The sequence below is a fragment of the Exiguobacterium aurantiacum genome, from assembly GCF_001766415.1.
GTDB lineage: Bacteria > Bacillota > Bacilli > Exiguobacteriales > Exiguobacteriaceae > Exiguobacterium > Exiguobacterium aurantiacum_A.
In genome coordinates this window covers 369,360-387,474 of sequence record NZ_MKXO01000001.1, presented here as the reverse complement: position 1 = coordinate 387,474, position 18,115 = coordinate 369,360, and the positions used below count along the sequence as shown (strand labels likewise).

Here is an 18,115-nt window from a genome sequence, read left to right as displayed (position 1 = left end):
ATCCCGAACATCTTGGCTGGTTTTATTTTTTCAACACGTGCTTGACGTGTCGTTCAAACGCCTCGACGACCGTGGTCGGCGCTTCTTTCTCACCGTACTCGGCCGCCTCGAGCCAACTTGCGAACAAGCTTCCATCGGTAAAGTCGATCCGTTCCAACCACTCGTGCGCGGTCTCCTCGCGATGGCGAGGGTGCACCTGTTCGAGCCGGCGTCCGGCCTCGAGCAAGCGGACATCACGTGGCGTCCGCGTCAAGCGACGTTCCGTCCGTGCCGTCTGATGGGCCTTTTTCGGGACCGACAGCACTTCTTGGATGTCTTTTCGCTTTTGTAAATAGAAGAACAACAGGACACCGCCGACGAGCAGGACGATGAAGAAGATGACTAGCGCGGAAGACTGATTCTTCGCCGATTCGAGCAACGTCTCGTTCGCAATCGTCTCGGCATCGATGTTCGGGTTGTCCGGTATCATGAATCGATTGACCCGGTCGGACGGGTCGAGCGTGATCCCATCGAACCAGCCGCCGATCCAAAGCAAGAACGGTCGGATCCAAGTGACGAGGTCGCCGAACAACAGCTCTTTGACCGTCCGGATGACAAAAGCCAGTCCGAGACCGACCGCTAGGCCGACGACGAGCGTCGACAACATCCGTTTATAGTCGCGACGGTAATATAGGCTCCGTTGCCAAAACAAAAACAGGAACGGGAACACGATCATGAGGAGCGGTTGCTCGGCCGGTGGGAACAGCCAATCCGTGATCAAGAACAACACGCTCGCGATCGCGTAACGGTCGGTCCAATCGAGCGTGCGGATGAAGGCGTGCACATACGTGAACAACAGCAACGTGATGCTCATCTCATACGAGAACCAGAGCGCACCGATACTGAGCAAAGTCTGGACGCCGAGCTGCCAGTTCCGCGGCAGACGGAGCGTCAACAGGAAGACGAGCGGATAGACGTGACCGACATAAAATGCGGCGAACAACCACCAGAGCCAGTTCATTTGCCGTCACCTCCGAGCCGAAGAATCGATTGGCTGCCGCCATATTTGGCGACTTTCCGTTCGAACAATGACCGGGCCATCGGGAAGTCTCGTTCCGACAGACAAGCGAGCGTCGTCATGACCTTGCGAAAATGGGTCTCGCCGCTCCCAGGTGCGAGGTCGTACGTGATCCCATCTTTCGTCAGCGTCGGGACGATCAGCCCATAGCTCGCGTTCTCTTTCTCGAAGTCACGGCACAGCGCCGCCGCTTGCGAGATCACCCGTTCCATCTGATGGGTGAGGGCGCGGCCGTCTTTCGTCAACAAGTCCAAGACGACGACGTACTCGTTCGCCTGGACGGGCTGTTCGGTCCGGGCCAGCAGTTCGCCCGTCTTCGCGTAAGCCGACCAGTACAGTTGACGCATCGGTTGACCGTGATACGGGGCGACCGACTGGAACGTCTCCGGGTCCCGGTAGGCGCTATGCCGGACCATCTCCTCGCCCGGTAGCGTCGGCGGACGTTTCGGGATCGGATAAGGCAGGAACTCTGGGAAGACGTACCCGATCCTTGCGAGCGGTTCCTCTTTATAGAGCGAGAACATGCGGAGCGGGTCACGGATCTCCATGCCGATCGCCTCGACACGGATCGGACCTCGCTTGATGGCTTTGAGCGGTAGGTCGTAGGAGACGACCGCCTCGCCGCCGACATAATTCTCTTGGCGCCAGAAGGCGTGGTTTTCCACTTCGACGGTCGGGTGGAGATAACCCGACAAGCGGACGACACCGAGCGGGACTTTCGCAGTCGAGATGAGGCGGATGACGTACGACTCTTCGTCACCCGGGAACAGTTTCAGTTCGTCCGTCACTTCGACACGGACGTGTTCGGCCAGGCGGAACAACAGCTCGGGCATGACGAGCGCGTAGATGCTGACGCCGAGCAAGGCGCTCGCGAGGAACACGTTCCCGTAAAGCGCCGTGAAGACCCCGACGACGAACAAGAGCCACATGTAGGCGGATTCTAGATAGCGCGGGCTGACGAGTTGCATGTCACACCTCGGATGGGACCGCGATGGTCTCTAACACAGATTTGATCAGTTTCGACGGTTTCGTCTTGAGCGATGCCTCGACCGTCAAGACGATCCGGTGTCCGAGAATCGGCAAGGCGAGCGCCCGGATGTCTTCCGGTGCGACGTAGTCCCGTCCGTCCATGTAGGCGTGGGCCCGGGCCGCCATCGTGTAAGCGAGTGTCGCCCGTGGGCTCGGCCCGACCTCGATGTCCCGGTGGTGCCGAAGCGCCTCGACGAAGTCGAGCAGATAATCCTCCATCGCCTCGTGCAGCGTCACGTCACGGACGGCTTGCTGCATCACGGCGAGCTCTTCATGTTTCAACGTGAACGGAGCGGCGCTCAAATGCTCGTTCCGGAGCAGTCGGCGCTCTGACTCCCGTGACAGCGGGGCGAGCGAGAGCTTGAACAAGAACCGGTCAAGCTGTGCCTGCGGAAGCGGGAACGTCCCTTGTCCGTCGAACGGGTTCTGCGTCGCGATGACGAAAAACGGGTCCGGCAAGCGAAGCGACACCTCACCGAGCGTCACTTGACGCTCTTGCATCGCCTCTAAGAGCGCCGACTGTGTCCGCGGTGTCGTCCGGTTGATCTCATCGACGAGTAAGATCGATGTGAAGATCGGTCCGGTCCGACGTTCGAACGCACCTGTCGTCGGATTGAACAGTTCCATCCCTAAAATGTCACTCGGCAGCGTGTCCGGCGTACATTGCACGCGCTGGAACGCGGCCGATACGGAGGAGGCAAGGCTCCGGGCGAGCGTCGTCTTGCCCGTCCCCGGCCGGTCCTCGAGTAAGACATGTCCCCCTGAAAGCAAGGCGATCGTCGACAGCTTGATCGCTTTCGATTGCCCGATCACTAAACCGTTTAAATGTGTCGTCCATTGTTGCACCATAATAAAATTCCCCCGTCTGTTTTCTGATAATTAAGAAAATCATAGCACACTCGACGCTTACACAAAAAGGAAAACAAAAAACGATGACCGCAAAGTCATCGTTTCGGTGTATCCAAATAGCGTTCGAAATGCCGCTCGAGCCAATCTTGGAAGAACGACATGAACGTGCAGATGCCCCAGTAGATCAGAGCGACGACCAAATAGACGGTCATATAGTCGAACTCACGACCGCCGACGATCTTCGCCTTGTTGAAGATCTCAGGGACGGTGATCATCGCGGCGAGCGAGCTCGCCTTGATCAGATCAAGGAACACGTTCGAGAGCGGGGGCAGGGCGATCCTCGTCGCTTGAGGCAACGTGACTCCTTTCAACGTCAGCCACTTGTTCATGCCGAGCGACCGGGCCGCTTCAATCTGTCCCTGATCGACGGCACGGATCGAGGCGCGGATGATCTCCGCGATATAGGCGGCCGAGTTCAAGCTGAAGCCGATGATCGCTGCCGTCAACGCCGCGAACTCGATCCCGATGAACGGGAACCCCGAGTAGAGAATGAACAAGATGATCAAGATCGGGACGCCGCGCATGAACGAGACGTAAAACGTCGACGGATAACGCACTAACCTTGACGGAGACAGCTTCCCGAGCGCGAGCACGAGTCCTAACACTAAACCGAAGAACATGCTGAGGAAGGAAATCCAGAGCGTGTTCGGTAGCCCACCTAGCAAGTATGGGAACGAGCGGATGGCGAGGTCGGCGTCAAAGATCGCTTCCCACTTCACACCTTCGAACATATCGCCTTAGTCCAATTCGACGATTGTCGCGTCGACGTCCGGTTCGACGGATACGTCAGCACCGTTATAGAACTGTTCGGAAAGCTCCTTCACCGTGCCATCCTCAAGCATCTCTTCGAGGACGCGGTCGATGTTCTCTTGCAAGTCGACGTTGTCTTGATTCATCAAGAGTGCGACGTCTTGCGGGTTATAGGCGATATCCGGGTGGATCGCGATATCGAATTCCGGGAAGAAGGCGAGGGCGAGCGTCTGGAGGTAGTAGTCGTTCAAGATGACGTCGGTCCGACCTGTCGACACGTCGCGAAGATACTGATCGTTCGTCGCGTTGTCATAGATGACTTCTTCAGCCCCATACTGGCGCGCCACGTCCATGAAGACGGTCGTCGCTTCACCAGCTGCCTTTTTACCTTTCAAGTCTTCGAGCGACTTGATGCCTGAAAGATCGCTCTTCCGGACGATTGCCGTCCCGTACGTGTGCTTATACGGTACGGAGAAGGCGAACTTCTCTTTCCGGTCTTCCGTCACCGAGATGTCGTTCGCCACGACATCGACTTGTCCGTTTTGGACGCTCGTCAACATGTTATCGAACGCCATTTCTTTGAACTGGACCTCGAGGTCGAGACGTTTTCCGATCTCTTTCATGACCTCGACGTCAAACCCTGTCAAGTCGTCACTTTCTTCTTCGCGGAACGAGGCAGGGTAGAGTGTCCCGGCCGTACCGACCGTGAGCGTACCTTCTTCTTTGATCTCATCCCAGCGTGTCGTATCGGCCTGATCGGTGCTAGAATCACCACACGCCGCGAGCGGGACAGCGAGCAAGATAACCGCTGCTAAACCTTTTGTCATACGTTTCATTCGTGTTCCTCCTTAAAGTATCGTCTGTCTAAAAATAGCATGATGAACGCCTACAGGCAACTGCGAAGAACATAGAAACAGCAGGTAAGATATTTTTGAAACGTTTATTCTAAAAGCGCTGTCATGTCATTGAATCAGGGTTTCATACAGGTAATACAGATAAGAATAATTTATGGAACAGCATGCGATTCACCAACCTTCAACCTCTAGAGAATCGACAGGTGCGCAAGTGTGAGATAGAGGCAAGATGAGTCCTTAGCTTTTTAAATTAGGTGAGAGGACTGTGCTAGGTCCCGAGAGGAAGGCCTATGCTACCCTGTCCAAGAACAGGCGAGGACAGTTAGGTTCTTTGCCATCGTTTAAGGGTATTTCCTCTGTAGATAGAGGGAGGAAAAGCTAAAAACGAGGTAAGGAGTGACATAATGAAGAATAGTAGCTTGATTGTATATTACTCATGGATCGGCAGTACAGAAGTAGTCGCGAAAGAAATTCAAAGGCTTACAGAGTTTGACATTCAAAGAATTGAAGATAAAAAGCAGCGAAAACTCGGTAACATCGCCGGTGCAGCAATGGGAGCGTTTGTTGGTCTGAGAGGCGTTATCATACCAATGGACTTTGCATTAAAAGAATATGAGCATCTATTCCTAGGAACCCCAGTCTGGGCAGGAAAGACGCCTCCGGCAATTAATAGTTACTTAAAAAAGACTTCTTTCAAAAACAAGAAAGTTTGGCTGTTCATAACTAAAGGTGATGAAAAAGTTCCCCAACAGGTTATCGATTCAATTACAAAAAGGATTGAGAAGAAAGGCGGAAAAGTGATGGGCAGTATTTCGATAACGACAAAATGGGATCCCAAGACGAACATTCCTATTGCGCTTGAGGATGTCCAGAAACCGATCTATGACTGGCTGAAAAGAGGAGGCATTTTATAAAATCTGAACGGAATCAAGCTGTGCCAACGTCCGAACGAGGAACAACAAAACGAATCGGTGGCTAAGAGAAGCACGACCTGCCGACATAACTGATCACATAAACGTGGGAAGCAGGTGAGTCCTGAAAACTACCGAGGAGCGGTTCAAATTTTATTAGTTTACATAACATATATTATCAGTAAAAATAAAACTCCGTCTCAATCCTTTAGTATACTTAAAGTAGTGAGACAGAATCTGAAATTATGAGATCGGGATCAAATTCGCGTAAACCGGATCAATGTGACACCTGGTTCCGGTTCGAACTCGGCGCTCGGCTCGAAGCCAAGTTTCGAATACAATCGTTTGGCCGGACCGTTATGTTTGCCGGTATGCACGTAGACGAGTTTGTCCTCGTGTAGACTGAGCACGTGTTCTAACAACGTCGTCGCGAGCCGCGCCCTGAAGTATGTCGGATCGATGCACAGCTTCGTGATCTCGACCGTGTTCTCGGCCGCCTCGATCGTCACAAACCCGATCATCCGCTCCTCGTTGTATAAGCCGTAGCTCAGACCCGGCAAGTTTTGAATGACCTCGACCGTCTCATATCGGGCCGGGATCTCGTCAAATCCGATCAGTTCGGCCTCGACCGCATAGGCGTTCCGTTGAATCTCGAGCATTTGCTCGGCTTGCCGGTAATCCGTCGTCCGAATCTCCCGTAACTCCATCTGTCATACCCCCAAAGATTATCGTGAAAAGCGACGGGCTTGCTTACGCTTAGCCCGTTTCAGTGCCAAATAGAGCCGATGTGTGCCTTCAAGCGCTTTGCCGTGGCCGACGAACGTATGACGCGGTGCCAAGTCAAGCAACCGCTCGGCATGGTCGACCGCGGCCCGCTTGTCCCATGTCGCCAGACCCGGGAGCGGGAACAACGGACGCGTGTCCCCTGCCACTGCGACTCCCCCATGTGATTGGAACGCGTCACCGGCGAACAACAGGCGATGCTGTTCATCGAAATAAGCGATCGAGCCCGGGGTGTGGCCGGCGGCGGCATAGACGCGAAGACCGAACAGCCGCTCACCCGGGTCGAGCAACTTGTCCGGTAGCGACCGGATCGGCGGCAACGAGCCTCTTATGTTGAGTGGCCGCTCACCTGAGTCCGTCGTTCGGTCCCCTGCTAACAAGCGGGCGTCACGGCGTGAGACGTAAAGCTCGGCGTGTGGATGCGCCTTCAGGATCGTATCGACCCCACCGACGTGGTCCCCGTGGGCGTGGGTGAGCAGAATCGCGAGGAGGGGGCGGTCTTGTGCCTCGATATACGTTAAAATGTCAGCGGCGTTCTGCTTCAACCCGGTATCGATCAAGACGAGGCCGAGCTCTTTCTCGATCAATTGGACGTTGATCGGCAAGACGGGTGAATAGAACGTCAGCTGGTGGACATCTTCAATCCGTGTGACTTTCATAAGACCTCCCCTTTCCTAGTCGAACAGTGTGACCCAATCGTCCTGCCACCGGGCGTCAAAGCACATATGGAGCTGTTCGAGCGTGTTGCGGGCGAGCGACAACGGCGGCAAGGCGTCACGCGAGAAGAAGCCGATCTCGCTCGTCTCATGGCTGACTTGAGCTTCCCCGCCGATCAGCTCACACTCGATGAACAGTTTATAATAATGTTGTGACAACGGCGGGTGCGGGTGACGGTGCATATCGAACAAGGCGACGAGGCGCATCGGGGCGACATCAAAGCCTGCCTCTTCCCCGATTTCCTTGATGATATTGTCTGACGGTGACAGCCCGACCTCACAGAAGCCGCCTGGCAGCGTCCACAGCCCGTCCGACCGCTCACGCACGAGCAGCAACTCGTCGTCTCGGAAGACGACACCGCGTACGTCGAGCTTCGGTGTCGGGTAGCCGTTGACGTGCGTCAGTTCAGTGATCTCATGCAAGGCGAGGTTCGACTGTCGTTCGAACATATCGGTCGCAATCTGCTGGAGCTCGAGATAACGCTCGCGGTCGAACTCGTCCTTCGTGAACGTCAAGCCCGCTTGCGACAGTGCTTGTAGCCGTTTGGCCCAAGTGAGCCAGTCTGACATAGAAATCCCTCCATCGTTTGTCCTGCTTATCCCATTCGCCATCGGGCTTGATTGTTCCTTTTCATAATACCCGCTCCCGCAAGAAAGTATTTGTCGCGCCAGTCTGGAGTTTACGACACCCGGCTCATGGTATACTCGACGGAAACATCCGTAGCAGTAGAAGGAGGAGGCATATGTCCGCTATCGAATTGTTGTCCCGATTCAAGCAAGACCTCGACCAATACTCATCAAATCAACTCCGCTATAAGGAGAAGACGGATGTTTGGTCGATCGGGCAGATGTATGACCATATCATCGTCGTCGCCCATGAGTATCTAGACGAGATGGAAGCGTGTCTGACGAATGCTGAGCACCAACCGCTCGGGAAGACCGAGTTTGGGGAGCTGTTGTTTAGCGACGGTGGATTCCCCCCTATTAAAATCAAACTACCGGACGAAATGAACGCCCCGCCCGACAATACCGATAGCCGTGAAGCTTTGAAACGCCGTCTTGACGACCTCATCACACGGTTGGAGAAGTGTGCGCCGATGATTCACGCGGCCGACCCGAACTGTAAAGCGCTACATGGCGGCTTCGGCTGGTTGAACGCGCAAGAGTGGTACACGCTCATCGAGATGCACACCAGACACCATTTGCTTCAACAGGCGGACTTGGAACGGTATCTTAGAGCGTTCCATGACTGACAAAGACGAATAGAGACAAAAAAAGCCTGCACACGCGACAGTATATGTCATGTGTGCAGGCTTTTGCTGAATCAATCGAGATAGACGTCCTCGATGTCACCGAACGTCTCCTCGTCGAAGACGAATGAGCCGTTGGCGTAGCGGTCGAGCAGTGTCAGTTGTTTCGCGTTGACCGTCTTCGCGGTCTCTTTGCCGACGATGTGGATCGTCTCATCCCCATGCACCGGCAGCACGCGGCGAATCTGGTGCGGTTTTGATTTGACCTCACGGATGAGCATCGTGCCACGCAGGTTGCGGTTCGTGCAGTCGAACTGGTCTTCGAGTTTCATCTTCTTGACCGCTCCGCGTTGCGTCACGAGGACGAACAGCGGCGGTGTGAAGAAGGCGAACGCGTCGGCGACGACATCACCGTCTTTCAAGTTCATCGCTTTGACACCGGCGGCACGCTGTCCGACGACCGGGACGTCGTCTTCTTTGAACCAAAGCCCGTATCCACGCTCAGAGACGAGGAAGAGTTGGCCTGGACCGTCACTGATACCAGCGAAGACGACCTCGTCGTCCCCTTTCAGTTTCAGCGCCATGAGCGCCTTCGACTTGCGCTGGGCGTCATAGTCACGGAGCGGTGTCCGTTTGACCATGCCGTCTTTCGTGACGAACAGGCAGTGTGCGTCCGTCTCGAACGTCGAGACGACGTCGGCCGAGACGACTTGCTCGCCTTCGATCGGCACGAGGTTGGCCACGTGTTGGCCCGCGTCTTTCCATTTCGTCTCCGGGATCTGGTGGACCGGGATGAGCAGGTAGCTGCCTTTGTTCGTCCAGACGAGCAAGTGGTCGGTCGTCATCGCCTGTGTGAGGAGGACGGACCGGTCTTTTTGTTTCATCTCCGGCATATCCTCGCTCGAGGCGCCGTATGAGCGCATCGACGACCGCTTGACGTAGCCGTCACGGCTGACGAACACCATCGTCTCTTCGACGGCGATCATGACCTCGGTCTTCAGTTTCAATTCTTCGACTTCGGCCTCGATGACCGAACGCCGCTCATCACCGAACTCGTCGCGGAGCGCCGTCAACTCTTTTGAGATGAGTTTCCGCTTCGTCGCGTCGACGTTCAAGATGTTGGCGAGGCGCGCGATCTCTTTTTGCAACACTTTCGCTTCTTTTTGGAGCTCGACGATGTCTGTGTTCGTCAAACGATACAATTGAAGCATGACGACCGCTTCGGCTTGACGGTCCGTGAACGAGAAGCGATCCATGAGCTTCTGCTTCGCCTCGGACTTGTCCTTGGCCGAACGGATCAGTTCGAGCGTCTCGTCAAGCACTGAGATGGCTTGTTCGAGCGCGTCGACGATCTCGGCGCGTTTCTTCGCCTGTTCGAGCTCGAACGTCGTCCGGCGGGTGACGACTTCCTCGACATGTTTCAAATACGCATCGATGATCGGTAACAGACCGAGCTGTTTCGGTGTCCGCTGCACGATCGCGACCATGTTGTAGTTATAGGCGAGCTGCAGGTCGGTATGCTTCAAGAAGAAGTGAAGCACACCTTCCGCATCCGCTTCTTTCTTCAATTCGATGACGACGCGGACCCCGGTCCGGTCGGTCTCGTCACGGACTTCGGCGACGCCTTCGACTTTCTTGTCGAGGCGGAGCTCTTCCATCTTCTTGACGAGGTTGGCTTTGTTCACCTCATACGGGAGCTCGGTGATCGTGATCTGTTCACGGCCGCCCTTGAGCGGCTCGATGACCGATTTGGCGCGGATGATGATCTTGCCTTTACCGGTCTCGAACGCTTTCAAGATGCCGTCTTTGCCCATGACCGTGCCACCGGACGGGAAGTCGGGACCTTGCATGTAACGGAAGGCGTCATTCGGTGTCTCGACTTCGCCGGCGAGTCGGGCGATGGCGAGATTGAGCACTTCGGTCAAGTTGTGCGGTGGGATCTCGGTCGCATATCCAGCCGAGATCCCGGTCGTCCCGTTCATGAGCAGGTTCGGTAGGAGTGACGGCAAGACGAGCGGTTCCTCGGTCGAATCGTCAAAGTTCGGCGTGTAGTCGACCGTGTTCTTGGCGATCGACGTCAGCATGACACCGGCGATCTTCGACAGCCGTGCCTCGGTATACCGCATCGCGGCAGCCGAGTCGCCGTCCATCGAGCCGTTGTTCCCGTGCATGTCGATGAGCGGGTAGCGGAGCTTCCAGTCTTGCGACAGACGCACCATCGCCTCATAGACAGAAGAGTCACCGTGCGGGTGGTAGTTCCCGATGACGTTCCCGACCGTCTTGGCCGATTTCCGGTACGCCTTGTCGTTCGTGTTGCCTTCATGGTGCATCGCATACAAGATCCGGCGCTGTACGGGCTTGAGCCCGTCGCGCGCGTCCGGGAGCGCCCGGTCTTGGATGATATATTTCGAGTAACGCCCGAAACGGTCTCCGACGACCTGTTCGAGCGACAAGTTTAAAATGTGTTGAATCGTCGACATCGTTACATCACTTCCTCAATCGCTTTAGTCACATGTTCATTGGCGATGATCGAATCATCTTCTTGGAGCCCGAAGGCGACGTTCTCCTCGATCCATTCGCGTCGGTGGGCAACGTTGTCCCCCATGAGCACCGAGACGCGCTTGTCGGCGACGGCAGCGTCATCGATCGTCACGCGGATGAGTGTCCGTGTGTCCGGGTTCATCGTCGTCTCCCACAGTTGATCGGCGTTCATCTCACCGAGACCTTTGTAGCGCTGGATGATATAGCCTTTTTTGTACACTTTGACGAGTTTCTCGAGCGCTTCCTCGTCCCAGGCGTATTCGAACTGCTCCGACTTGCCTTTCCCTTTCGAGATGCGATAGAGCGGCGGCAAGGCGACGAACACTTTGCCCGCCTCGACGAGTGGTCGCATGTAACGGAAGAAGAACGTCAACAAGAGCACTTGGATGTGGGCCCCGTCCGTATCGGCATCGGTCATGATGATGACTTTGTCGAAGTTGCAGTCACTGAGATCGAAATCGTGTCCGACCCCGGCGCCGATCGCGTGGATGATCGTGTTGATCTCCTCATTTTTCATGATGTCATTCAGTTTCGACTTCTCCGAGTTGATGACCTTCCCGCGGAGCGGCAAGATCGCCTGGATCGTCCGGTCACGGCCTTGTTTGGCCGAACCGCCGGCCGAGTCCCCCTCGACGAGGAACAGCTCGTTCTTGGCGGCATTTTTTGATGTCGCCGGCGTCAGTTTCCCGTTCAGAATGCTCGAACGTTTCTTTTTCTTGCCGTTACGCGCCTCTTCACGCGCTTTTCGGGCCGCTTCACGGGCCTGGGCCGCGCGGATTGCTTTCTTGATGAGCATCGTCGCCATCTGCGGGTTCTCCTCGAGGAAGATCGTCAGCTGCTTGGCCATGACGGCGTCTGCGCTGGCGCGGGCTTCAGGCGAGCCGAGTTTCGACTTCGTCTGTCCCTCGAACTGGAGGAACTCTTCCGGGATCCGGACCGAGACGATGAGCGTCAAGCCTTCACGGACGTCGCCGCCGTCGAGGTTCTTGTCTTTTTCTTTCAACAAGCCGTTTTTGCGGGCGTACTCGTTCATGATCCGGGTCATCGCCGTCTTGGCGCCGACTTCATGCGTCCCGCCGTCCCGGGTGCGGACGTTGTTGACGAACGACAACACGTTCTCCGAGTAAGCGTCCGTGAACTGGAAGGCGAGTTCGAGCTCGATGTCGTTCTCGGTCCCTTCGAAGTAGACGGTCGGGTGGAGCGTCGCCTTGTCGTCATTCAAATAGTGGACGAACTCGGCGATCCCGTTCTCGTAATGGAACGTCTCTTGCTTGTCCGAGCGTTCGTCGGTCAACGTGATCGTCAACCCTTTCAATAGGAAAGCTGACTCCCGGAGCCGTTCGGCGAGCGTGTCGTAGTTATACGTCGTCGTCGAGAAGATGCTTGTGTCCGGCTTGAAGTAGACGCTCGTTCCGGTCTGGCGGGCTTTCCCTGTCTCGAGGAGCGTCGTCTGTGGCACACCGCCGTCAGCGAACATCTGCTCGAACACCTTGCCGTCGCGATAGATCGTGACGAGCAGTTTGCTCGAGAGCGCGTTGACGACCGAGGCGCCGACCCCGTGCAGTCCGCCTGACGTCTTGTAGCCGCCTTGGCCGAATTTTCCGCCGGCATGGAGGACCGTGAAGATGACTTCCGGCGTCGGTTTTCCCGAGGCGTGCATCCCAGTCGGCATACCACGCCCGTGGTCACGGACCGTGATGGCATCGTCTTTATGGATCGTCACATCGATCTGGTCACCGAAACCGCCGAGCGCCTCGTCGATCGCGTTGTCGACGATCTCGTAGACGAGATGGTGCAGCCCGCGATGGTCGGTCGAGCCGATATACATCCCTGGTCGTTTCCGAACGGCAGCGAGCCCTTCGAGCACTTGGATGGCGTCTTCATTATAATTAAATAGTTTTGTTGACATGTCAGTCACCTCATCTTCGAACACATGTTCGTTTTTCATACCTAATTGTATAGCTGTTTCGGGATTCTGGCAAGCCTTCCTCTCCGCGCCGTCGACGCGTGAAAAAAAGTAGACCTGCCGCAGGGGCAGGTCTCAGCCGAGGAGTCGAGCGTGCTCGACGTAAATACACCGGTTCTCGATGTAGTCAAGTCCGGCAGCATGAACGATTCGTTCGGCGTCCTTGCTCGACAGACCGAGCTGGTTAAAGACGAGTCCGACATCCCCATGACGGACCGCGTCCTCGGCAACGCCGGCCAAATATTCGTTCCGGCGAAACACGTCGACGATATCGATTCGTCCCGGGATGCTCTCGACCGTCGGATACACCTTGCGGCCGTTCCACGTCTCGAGCGTCGGATTGACAGGGATGACCGTATACCCTTGCAGGAGCAAATACTCCGCAATCTGGTTGGCGGTCTTGTTCGGGTTCGATGACACACCGACGACAGCGATCGTCTTCGCTTCAGCGAGATGTTGTTTCAAACGTTGGTCGTCCATCCTGAAATCCCCCTTTTGTTTACGTTCTCAGTGTAACGTTACCTCGTTCCCCGTTTCAAGCTTTATTTTCGCTTAACGGATGAACGGCTGTCGAAACAAAAGTTTATATCCCTCATAGTGGTTTACATAATAATGTATTGTCACCCCGTTGATTCGCTTTTAAATCGAACGATGCCACCACGTCTGTTTTAACGAATCAAACGACGCTTCTATAAACATTGCGTGAAATATCTATTTCACGCAATTATAACGTCCTGAAATCAACGTTTACAGAGAGTCGATTGACTTGATTCATGAACAGGCGTAGGCAAATCCTTACAGTTTCGGTATACTGGAACGAGGAGGTGTTCACGTGGGGACTGCCTATGAGGAACGTCGCGGTACACTGTATAATTACCGCATCACTTTTTACGGGAACGCGCTCGCATGGCTCATCCATGTCGTGTTCCTGATCACGTCTTGGCGGCTCGACGTCACGGTGCTCGCCTGGTCGAACGTGTTCAGCGTTCTTTATTACACGCTCTCATTCTATTTCGTACATAAACGGTACTACCGGATATTCTTTACCGGACTGTTCGTCGAAGTCGTCTATAACGCCATCATCTCGACGATCGTCCTCGGGTGGGGCGCAAACGTCCATTACTTCATCATCATGGTGGCGTACGGTGTGTTCTTCATGCCGAACGTCAGCCGCTTGGTCCGCGTCATGTCGACCGGGCTCGCGATGGCGATCTACGGGTTCCTCTACTTGAACGTCACGGTCGGGACAGAGCCGCTCGCCCCCATGATCGAGCAAGTGATCGGGCTGACTTGTCTGTTGTCGACGATCGCACTCATCGCCGGGCTGACGTTCGTGTTCGAGAACTCGGTCGTCGAGGTGACGACCGAGTTAGAACGGTCGAACGAACGATTGAACGTCCTCGCTTCACGGGACGGATTGACCGGGCTATATAACCGGATGACCGGCTATCAACGAATCGAGCAAGCCATCGCAGAAGCGGTCGCAGACGGCCGCCCATATGCCGTCGCACTCGCCGATATCGACCACTTCAAAGCGTTCAACGAGCGCCACGGCCATGATTGTGGCGACCTCGTCCTCAAACAAGTCGCCGCCGCCCTCGAGCGGACCGACGGGATCTGTGTCCGTTGGGGCGGAGAAGAGTTCTTGCTGTTCATGAGCAATCAGACAGCAGACGAGGTCGCACAGACGCTCGACTGTCTCCGGGAACGGATCAAGACGACCGAGACGATCTATGACGGGCGTCGCCTCAGCGTCACGATGACGTTCGGCGTCTCGTGCCGCGACGGATTAGAGGCCGTCGACACACTCGTCAAAGAAGCAGACGACCGCCTCCGGGCAGGGAAACAGGCCGGCAAGGACCGGATCGTCACATCGATCAGTTAACAAAAGGAGAGATTTTTTGAGTATATTCCGCCAGCTCGGGCAAGCGCCGGCACGTGTCACGACGCAGCGTTTCAAGCTGAACGGATACGAGCGCATGCCCGGCTTCATCCAACGTTTCTTGAACCATCTGGCCGCGAAACACTATTCAGAACAGACCGCCCAGCGGTACTTATACGATTTCTTCGACTTCTTCCGGTGGGTCGAGGCCGCGAGCGCATCCGAGGTCGACCCAACCACGGTCGACCTCGCCTCGTTCGTCGAACTCGATTATGCGGGCGCGGATGCCTACGCGTCCTATCTCGCGCTCGAGCTCGACAACGCCCCGAGCGTCATCAACCGAAAGTTGTCGACGATGCAGTCGTTGTTCAACTTCTTGATCGAGTCCGGGATCGCGTCACACAACCCGTTCCAAGCGGTCGAGCGTCCAAAGCGCGCCAAACGGAACCCGGTCTATTTGACGGAACACGAGTGGCTCGACTTCTCGACGCTCGTCCGCAGCAACGTCGGCATGTCCGATCGCGAGGCGAGCTGGTACGAACGGAACCGCGACCGTGATTTTCTGATCATCCAGCTGCTCGGACTGACCGGGATGCGCGTCTCCGAACTCGTCGGGCTCGACTGGAGCGACATCGACCTCGCGACCGGGACGATCCGCGTCATCGGGAAGGGGAACAAAGAGCGGGTCATCCCGCTCGCCTCCCCGCTCGAGCCGTTGCTGCTTGACCATCGTCAAGACGGGACCGGGCCGCTGTTCCGTTCCGAGAAAGGAAGACGCATCTCGGTCAGGACGGTGCAACACCTGCTCAAAGGACATATCGACCGGTTGAAACCGTATCTCCCGTTCTTGACCCACAAGCAGGTCACGCCCCACAAACTTCGCCACACGTTCGCTTCCCGGTTGGCGATGAGCGGGGTCGACGTCTTGACGATCCAACAACTGCTCGGTCACGAGTCGGTGGCGACGACGCAAGTCTATGCCCATATCGGTGACGAGAAGAAAAAACAAGCGCTATCCGGTTTACGATAATATGTTATGTAAACCATACTGTAAAAGCACGGCCCTCGATTCGTAGAGGGCCGTGCTTTTACAGTTGTTTCGTCGACAAGATGACGATCGTCTCGTCGAGTACCGTATAATAAGCGTCTTCGAACGCCTGTCGCTCGTTCGCCTCCAAGTTGAAGATGCTGACCCCGCCGTTGCGCCCATCGGCCGATTCGTGGATGAAGTAGTTCGCGTCGAGCACCCGTTCGAACGGTGCCGTGTCCAAAAATCGCGCCCCGGTCGTCGCATCGATCAACTCCGTATGCTCCATCGATTCTTCGACCTTGATGAAGATCGTCGAACTGACGTCGTCATACGTGAAATCGATCGGCTCATAGGCACCCCAGTCGACGACGGCGAGCTCGTGCAGGACGTCCGGTGCCGCCAGTTCGTACACCGTCTCCTCATTGGCTGCGTCGATGAACGCCGCAAACCGGAGTTTTTTGTCACGCTCCCCGAGATACTGGACCGTGTCCCCCTCCCCTTGCAACCGGATCAAATCATCGAACGGGATCTCGTCCGCTTTCGACCAAACGGCCTCGACCGCCTCGTCGAGCGGACAGATGAGAATCGCTTCGGAATGGTCGATCGGGTCATCGGGTGAGATGCGTCCCGATTCGAGCGCGTCATAGTAATCAAACTCGTCCAACCGTGCGTTACATACGATGTAAGACACGCCTTCGAGCTCCGTCGTGAACAAATACAGTTCACGGAAGCGCCCGGCATGGCCGACGAGCCGCTCGTCACGAATGCGTTCTTCGCGAGACGTCTCGGCGTCGAACAGCCACGCCTCGTCCGTCGCCTCGAAACTCGTCAAAAAGAGGAAGTAACGGTCGGCGAGCACCCAGTATAACGTGCTGTTGCCCCGTTTCTCGAACGTCGTCAGCACTTCTTCATCACCTGTACGGTAGTCGAACGCGATCAGTTCCGTGCTCACGACCCCGGTCCGGTCCGGGGTTTCGTTCAAAAAGTAGACACGGTCGGCGCTGATGAACAGTTTTGATATGCCATAGTCTTCGAAGACGCGGCGATTGATTTGCGTGATGGTGCCATCCGCTTCATCGTACCGAAAGATGGAAAAGCTCGTCTCCCCCGTCTTCTCACGGTAGTACACGGACGACTCGGTGACGGCGATCAAGTCTTCGTGGCTGATTGACATGGCACGTGCATCGACGATTCTCATAGAGCACCTCTTTCATAAGTGGATTCGATCGGTTCGACTGTGACGATACCGGGAGGACGTTTCGGGAACGAGATCCGAAGGTGGGCGTACTCGATGATCGACTGGTGAGAGTCTGCCTTCTCGACCCAGCGGATCCGTTTCTGGTTCGCGAGCGCGTGGCCGATCTTTTCTTCGATTTGAAACTTGGAGATGCCGCGATAAGCGACTTCTTGAATATAGGTCGACTCATCGGACTCGAACTGCTGCCACACTCCCATGACGAGCTGTCCGAGGGCCGAGACCCGGTTCTCGGGTAAACGGACCGTGCGCAACGTCTGCTCGACTTCTTTCAGACAGACGACCGGGTCGTCGGCGACCGCGAACAGCCGCTTCGCCGAGTTGTTCATGACCCGATAACGGCGCTTCCCGCTCTCGAGCCGAAGCACTTGGGCGTACGGTTCGACCGGTACGCCGTGGAAGAACGTGTCCGTCCCGCCCCAGGCGAACCCGAACGACGGGTCGAACTTCCGGATCGTTCGCATGAACGCGAGCATGAAGTCTTCGACTTCCCTGCGCTCGAGCCGGAGCCATTCGGCGAGCGCCAACGGTCCGTGCTGTTTCGAGATCCGGTCGACCGGGAAGAACAGGTCCCCTTCGGCGAGACGGTGGGGGCGCAGTTCGACCCCGTCGGCCCGGTAGTCGGTCGCTTGACGGCCGCTGCGCCCCGCGTAGATGATCCACTCGTCGTCCGTGCTCTCGATGGCGTACGCCTGATGCGCCCAAGGCGGTGTCGCGTATAGCGCCGGGAACTCCTCATACGTCTCGAGATGCAAGTACGAGCGGTCGTTCCAGATTTGGGCGAGCAATCGGACGATCTCCCCCGTATCCGAGTCTTTCGGGGCGATATAGTTGCCGGTGTTCCCGATATAGGTCAAGATGTGGAGGTCGTAGGCGTGGTAGAGGTGCCGGACGATCCGTTCGAACACCGCTGCGATCATCCGCTCGAACAACGGGTGGTCCTCGCTCCGGTCGACCGTCGTCGCATCGACGGTACACATGAGCCAGCCCATGCGCACATACAGCCGGATACGGAGCGGATAAGAGATCAACGGCGACGAGGACGCGTGGATCTCCGTCATTCCGATGTTGGCCATATTCTCAACCTCTAGCGTAAACCCGCTACGCCTCAGCTGCTCCTCCATCTTCTTCTTCCAATTGATCGTCTCCATCTGCCTCACTCGCTTTCTGTCGCCACGTCAT

The 18,115-nt window shown here is 56.1% G+C and carries 17 protein-coding genes; 4 read left to right on the top strand and 13 right to left on the bottom strand.

The genetic code is table 11. From position 1 onward, the window contains the following. Positions 1 to 22: 22 nt before the first annotated feature. From BJU60_RS01995 to BJU60_RS01975, 5 genes are all read right to left on the bottom strand, one after another. Positions 23 to 1,000, bottom strand: a complete 978-nt coding sequence (locus BJU60_RS01995) for a hypothetical protein (protein WP_070327251.1) — start codon at positions 998 to 1,000, stop codon at positions 23 to 25. Next, positions 997 to 2,025, bottom strand: a complete 1,029-nt coding sequence (locus BJU60_RS01990; protein WP_070327250.1) for a DUF58 domain-containing protein — start codon at positions 2,023 to 2,025, stop codon at positions 997 to 999. The genes BJU60_RS01995 and BJU60_RS01990 overlap by 4 nt, the downstream gene beginning before the upstream one ends. A 1-nt stretch (position 2,026) precedes the next feature. After that, the gene (locus BJU60_RS01985; protein WP_070327249.1) at positions 2,027 to 2,935 is read right to left on the bottom strand and encodes an AAA family ATPase; all 909 of its coding nucleotides are present in this window, start codon (positions 2,933 to 2,935) and stop codon (positions 2,027 to 2,029) included. A 95-nt stretch (positions 2,936 to 3,030) separates the two neighbouring features. Then, on the bottom strand, positions 3,031 to 3,726 hold the full coding sequence (locus BJU60_RS01980; RefSeq protein WP_016508715.1) for an amino acid ABC transporter permease: 696 nt from the start codon (positions 3,724 to 3,726) through the stop codon (positions 3,031 to 3,033). Between the two features lie 6 nt (positions 3,727 to 3,732). Further along, complete coding sequence (locus tag BJU60_RS01975) at positions 3,733 to 4,581, bottom strand: transporter substrate-binding domain-containing protein (protein ID WP_070327248.1); 849 nt, start codon at positions 4,579 to 4,581, stop codon at positions 3,733 to 3,735. 422 nt (positions 4,582 to 5,003) lie between these two features. Between BJU60_RS01975 and BJU60_RS01970 the strand changes: the two genes are divergently transcribed. Then, positions 5,004 to 5,513 (top strand): flavodoxin family protein, encoded by a 510-nt coding sequence (locus BJU60_RS01970; protein WP_070327247.1) that lies wholly within the window; start codon positions 5,004 to 5,006, stop codon positions 5,511 to 5,513. A gap of 254 nt (positions 5,514 to 5,767) precedes the next feature. Here BJU60_RS01970 and BJU60_RS01965 read toward each other — a convergent pair whose 3' ends face one another. The 3 genes from BJU60_RS01965 to BJU60_RS01955 are packed head-to-tail and all read right to left on the bottom strand — an operon-like array spanning position 5,768 to position 7,579. Then, positions 5,768 to 6,217: a GNAT family N-acetyltransferase gene (locus tag BJU60_RS01965; RefSeq protein ID WP_016508735.1), complete on the bottom strand. Its 450-nt coding sequence runs from the start codon at positions 6,215 to 6,217 to the stop codon at positions 5,768 to 5,770. Between the two features lie 18 nt (positions 6,218 to 6,235). Further along, positions 6,236 to 6,952, bottom strand: coding sequence for an MBL fold metallo-hydrolase (locus BJU60_RS01960; RefSeq protein ID WP_070327246.1), 717 nt, complete (start codon positions 6,950 to 6,952; stop codon positions 6,236 to 6,238). A 15-nt stretch (positions 6,953 to 6,967) separates the two neighbouring features. Beyond that, a complete protein-coding gene (locus tag BJU60_RS01955) occupies positions 6,968 to 7,579 on the bottom strand; it encodes an NUDIX hydrolase (protein WP_016508712.1) in 612 nt (203 codons plus the stop codon). Between the two features lie 173 nt (positions 7,580 to 7,752). Between BJU60_RS01955 and BJU60_RS01950 the strand changes: the two genes are divergently transcribed. Beyond that, positions 7,753 to 8,262, top strand: a complete 510-nt coding sequence (locus tag BJU60_RS01950; protein WP_070327245.1) for a DinB family protein — start codon at positions 7,753 to 7,755, stop codon at positions 8,260 to 8,262. Positions 8,263 to 8,333: 71 nt separating this feature from the next. On the opposite strand, the gene parC is transcribed toward BJU60_RS01950, so the two are convergent. From parC to BJU60_RS01935, 3 genes are all read right to left on the bottom strand, one after another. Next, a complete protein-coding gene (gene parC, locus BJU60_RS01945; RefSeq protein ID WP_070327244.1) occupies positions 8,334 to 10,739 on the bottom strand; it encodes a DNA topoisomerase IV subunit A in 2,406 nt (801 codons plus the stop codon). 2 nt (positions 10,740 to 10,741) lie between these two features. Continuing rightward, entirely contained in the window at positions 10,742 to 12,709 is a 1,968-nt protein-coding gene (gene parE, locus BJU60_RS01940) for a DNA topoisomerase IV subunit B (RefSeq protein ID WP_070327243.1), read from the bottom strand. Positions 12,710 to 12,841: 132 nt separating this feature from the next. After that, positions 12,842 to 13,246: a CoA-binding protein gene (locus BJU60_RS01935; protein WP_016508698.1), complete on the bottom strand. Its 405-nt coding sequence runs from the start codon at positions 13,244 to 13,246 to the stop codon at positions 12,842 to 12,844. Positions 13,247 to 13,598: 352 nt separating this feature from the next. On the opposite strand from BJU60_RS01935, the gene BJU60_RS01930 reads away from it, so the two are divergent. After that, positions 13,599 to 14,651, top strand: a complete 1,053-nt coding sequence (locus BJU60_RS01930) for a GGDEF domain-containing protein (RefSeq protein WP_070327242.1) — start codon at positions 13,599 to 13,601, stop codon at positions 14,649 to 14,651. Between the two features lie 16 nt (positions 14,652 to 14,667). After that, positions 14,668 to 15,678: a tyrosine-type recombinase/integrase gene (locus tag BJU60_RS01925; protein WP_070327241.1), complete on the top strand. Its 1,011-nt coding sequence runs from the start codon at positions 14,668 to 14,670 to the stop codon at positions 15,676 to 15,678. A 58-nt stretch (positions 15,679 to 15,736) separates the two neighbouring features. Here BJU60_RS01925 and BJU60_RS01920 read toward each other — a convergent pair whose 3' ends face one another. Both BJU60_RS01920 and BJU60_RS01915 read right to left on the bottom strand, forming a co-directional pair. After that, complete coding sequence (locus BJU60_RS01920) at positions 15,737 to 16,876, bottom strand: hypothetical protein (RefSeq protein WP_070327240.1); 1,140 nt, start codon at positions 16,874 to 16,876, stop codon at positions 15,737 to 15,739. Continuing rightward, positions 16,873 to 18,084 (bottom strand): hypothetical protein, encoded by a 1,212-nt coding sequence (locus tag BJU60_RS01915; protein WP_070327239.1) that lies wholly within the window; start codon positions 18,082 to 18,084, stop codon positions 16,873 to 16,875. The genes BJU60_RS01920 and BJU60_RS01915 overlap by 4 nt, the downstream gene beginning before the upstream one ends. Positions 18,085 to 18,115 lie beyond the last annotated feature (31 nt).